The organism is Microcoleus sp. F10-B2, assembly GCF_036704965.1.
GTDB lineage: Bacteria > Cyanobacteriota > Cyanobacteriia > Cyanobacteriales > Microcoleaceae > Microcoleus.
In genome coordinates this window covers 1-3,589 of the sequence record NZ_JAUBTB010000193.1, presented here as the reverse complement: position 1 = coordinate 3,589, position 3,589 = coordinate 1, and the positions used below count along the sequence as shown (strand labels likewise).

Genomic DNA, 3,589 nt, shown 5'->3' with positions numbered 1-3,589 from the left:
CTGGGTATTCACCTCTTCGCTTGCTCCAATAAGTCCAGTTTCCATCAAATGGACTGGCAACAGCCTTTATTTGGATATGCCTTACGATTGGCGTATCTGAATGTTGTTTTAATTCCAATCCATTCTCGGTGCTGAAACACCAATTACGGTCGCCTACTGTTCTCCAATATTTGTCCTTATTGATGGTCCCGTTTCCCCTTCTTCTTGCCCAAGCTCTTAATTTATCGTATGTTAGTTTATCAACATTGCTAAATGTTCTATTGCTAACAACTGTTGAGTAATAGTTTGACCATCCCCTAATTATTGGATTTAGCCTACTAATTAAAGTAGCTTGGGGGGCAGTCTTATGGGTGTCTATTACTTCAGCAATTTTTGATAAATGACTTTTGACTTTGGCTTTTGAAGGTGTAATTAGTGTAGTAAAACCTAGTGGGGTTCCGTGTGGATTAACGGCACATCTGTAGTTTCCTGTTTTGTGCTGTTGTATGTGGAACCCTAAGAACTCAAACCCAACATTTCCATCTATTTCGTTAAGGGTGTGGGTTAATCTTGTTTTACTTGGTTTCAATTCCAATCCCATATCATTTAACCAATCAGCAATTATCTCTTTACACTTTAAGACTACGTTCAAATCCTCATGGATTATCACAAAATCATCGGCATACCGGATTAGACTAAGAGCAACGCGGTTATCCCGTTTTTTCCCTTTTAGTGTTTCCGCGTATTGCTTAACTCTTGCTTCCATACCATGTAGGGCAATATTCGCAAGTAATGGAGAAATTACCCCACCTTGTGGTGTACCTTCATTAGTAGGAAAGAGATTTCCTTGGTCACAGTATCCTGCCTTGAGCCAAGTTCTTACTTGCTGTTTCATAGCAGGGAATGTGGCTATTTTTGTGAGTAATGCTTTATGGTCTATACGGTCGAAAGTGGGTAGCTAGCCAGCGAGGTTTCCAGAAGGTTCCTTTTCCGACTAGCCCCCTCCGAACCGTGCTTGCGAGATTTCCAGGCACACGGCTCTCCAGTATTCCTATTCCGTGATGTGCCTAAAAATAGGTTTGCCAGCATGAATGGCGTCATGGCATTGGCGACAAACCATCAAAGTCTTTCGTCTGCGTGCAGACATAATCTGCATCCAGAGCGGTTTAGACTTCCTTCCCTTTACCTTGAGGTCTTTGAGAGCGCGAACGTGGTGAACTTCAATGTCACCTTTCGCCCCACAGACCTCACACTCGTCGGCAAGGAGCCGTTTTATCAGCTCGTTTCTTTCTGGCGGCTTTCGGGTCAAGGGCAGGTCTGGAATGGTTGCTTTTGGGTTACGTTTTAGCGATAGACCACCAAAACGAGCCACCAGTGGTTTCTTACCTTCCCTATTGATGGTAATTTCCACGCATTTGCGCCGACCTTGTGGGAGCTTGACCGTCTTATGGTACTTGGAGCAGATTTTCGCCACGCTAGTTTTGTGTTTACAAGCGAGTGTTTTCATTAGTGAACTCCACATGACCCATTGCAGTTTTGAAAGCCATGCAATGTTTTGAGCCAGACTGTAGAATTGCACGTACCCTCTGTATTCTGACTGATAGATGCTGACGATTGTAAAATCGTCATCATTAATCAGTTCCGGGCGATGAATGGGTTTGCCATTCCTCTTGTATTGGGCGCACTTTTCTTCCACAAAACGAGTAGGAATTCGGAGTCCAATAACGCCGTTCAGCGAACGCCTACCTTGAGTGTGCTTACTGTTCGACTGTTGAACAACGACGGAGTACCCCAAGAACTTTGCCGCTCCTTTGTGGGCATTTGTAATCAAGGTCTTTTCAAAAGACATATCGAGCTTCAAGTTATCAGCTAAAAATGTTCTCAGTTTTTCCTTGATTTCTTTTGCCTCTGCAACTGACCCTATAAAGCCAAGTAAAAAGTCATCGGCATAGCGTACATAAGACAGCCTTCTGTACCCAGGGTCACGAACATCTTTGGAGGGCATTTTCTGGTATTTTATTTCCAGTTCATGCGCTTTTAAAGTTTGTCCGGTTTTCCTGTAGTACCAAGCGAGTTTCTGGAGTTTGGCATACTCCTTATTTTCGGCTCTTCTTTTACCGCGCGTATATTCTGGAATTAGATTCTCCCAGACAAACTTATCCAACTTGTCGAGATAGATATTGGCGAGAATGGGTGAGACGATTGCGCCTTGAGGCGTACCACTGAGAGTGGAATGATACTTCCATTGCTCGCAATAACCTGCTTTGAGCAGATTTTCCATCAACCTGAGAAAGCGGTTATCTTTAATTTTATCGCGCAGGATTGACATCAAGATTTTATGGTCTATGTTGTCAAAACAACCGCGGATGTCTCCTTCGATAAACCACTTGGTTCCTTGCCAGGTACGGTCTATAGTAGTTAAAGCCGTGTGGCATCCGCGCTCTGGTCTGAAACCGTGACTGCTGTCAGAAAATTGAGGTTCGTAGTATGCCTCAAGAATCGAGCGTACCACTTCTTGAACCAGTTTGTCTTTCCAAGTAGGGACACCAAGCGGTCGAGTTTTTCCATTCTTTTTGGGAATGTTAACTCGTCGTACTGGTGTCCATCGAAAGCGTTCATAGCGAATATCTTCTATGAGGCTCTCAATCTTTTTGACAGACATTCCATCAGCAGTTTCCTCAGTAATTCCTCGCGTCATTGCCCCATCATTTTTGTAGATGCGACTGTACGCTCGGAGGTACAAATTCGGGTTGAATAGTTGTCTGTAGACATCTGTTCCCAGAGGCAACCCTCGTTGGCCTCTATCTCGGATTACATTAAGAACCGTTTCGGCGTCCCGCATCTCGCGTACCTCTTGGTCTTAGTGTGAGGAATACCTGTTCTCCTTTGCCATGTGGACGGCTTTCCCGTCCTCGGACTACTATGAGAACTCTGTAGCCATAGGACTCGCGTCCCGTAGGCCATCCCGTGCTTCATCAACTCGGTACGTGGTAGTGTGATTTAGGTGTCCCACTCATTCCTTTGAGCCGTCTCATTGATGGCCGACATCGTTTGAAGAAGTTGTGTTGCTCAAATGTTTAAAACTACACACAAACGATTATTCCTGTTAGACGTTGTAGGAATAGGCAATCGCCTATGCCGTCAGAATTGGGCTTCAAGTAGTCTAACTTTCACCTTGTCACACAAGCCTTGCAAGGCAATGGTTTAAACGTCTTCTCTCCATCCCCCGCTTTACCAACGTGCTGTTTTCCCTTTTTGTCTTTCGACTCTAGGTAAGTTGGTTGACTTAGAGACATTCTTCTTAGTCTCTCCCAATTAGATTGGGGATACCGTGTTGACTGCCACGGCGCACGCATTTAGCAATATCAGCATCAAGCACATATTTGGCTTTTTGTTTAATGCTGTTAAATATTGCTCCAATCGCATCGTGACAGGAACGTCCTGGTCTAAAACCATAAGAGTTAGGTTCAAACTTTGCCTCCCACTCTGGTTCTAGCGCCATCTTACATAGCGCTTGCAATGCACGATCGTTGATTGTGGGTATTCCTAATGGTCTAGTTTCGGTTGTTCCGGGTTTGGGAATATTAACCCTACGAGTGGGTTTTGCCTT

Annotated in this window: 2 protein-coding genes and 1 pseudogene; all 3 read right to left on the bottom strand. The window is 44.5% G+C overall.

Going from position 1 to position 3,589, the window contains the following annotated elements:
* On the bottom strand, positions 1-874 hold an 874-nt coding region (locus QUA99_RS32425; RefSeq protein WP_333411560.1), incomplete at its 3' end, for a reverse transcriptase domain-containing protein.
* A gap of 156 nt (positions 875-1,030) precedes the next feature.
* Complete coding sequence (locus tag QUA99_RS32420) at positions 1,031-2,641, bottom strand: reverse transcriptase domain-containing protein (RefSeq protein ID WP_333411561.1); 1,611 nt, start codon at positions 2,639-2,641, stop codon at positions 1,031-1,033.
* A gap of 681 nt (positions 2,642-3,322) precedes the next feature.
* Positions 3,323-3,589 (bottom strand): annotated as a pseudogene (locus QUA99_RS32415) (reverse transcriptase/maturase family protein); the annotation flags it as partial.